This window comes from Halalkalibacter oceani, assembly GCF_023715605.1.
GTDB classification, from domain to species: domain Bacteria; phylum Bacillota; class Bacilli; order Bacillales; family Bacillaceae_D; genus Halalkalibacter; species Halalkalibacter oceani.
Genome location: NZ_JAMBOL010000096.1, coordinates 1 through 286, shown reverse-complemented (window position 1 = coordinate 286; position 286 = coordinate 1). Strand labels below are relative to the sequence as shown.

1 rRNA gene is annotated in these 286 nt (G+C 49.7%); it reads left to right on the top strand.

Annotated features, from left to right (window positions below):
* A 16S ribosomal RNA gene (locus tag M3202_RS22150) occupies positions 1–103 on the top strand; the annotation flags it as partial.
* Positions 104–286: the final 183 nt, after the last annotated feature.

Sequence of the window (286 nt, the reverse complement as noted above, 5' to 3'; positions counted from 1 at the left end):
TGCAAAAATGCGTCGGAGCCAGCCGCCTAAGGTGGGACAGATGATTGGGGTGAAGTCGTAACAAGGTAGCCGTATCGGAAGGTGCGGCTGGATCACCTCCTTTCTATGGAGTTTAGACTCTAATCGACGAACAACTTCGGTTGTTTGACGCTTGTGCTGTTGTTCAGTTTTGAGAGTACTCAACACTCTCAATAAAGTTACTGGAATGTGCTCCTGCGCGCTCCTTGCGTCGCTTTCTCGTCGCAAAGCTGCATGCAGTATCACAATGACGTTCCTCATGAAGGGA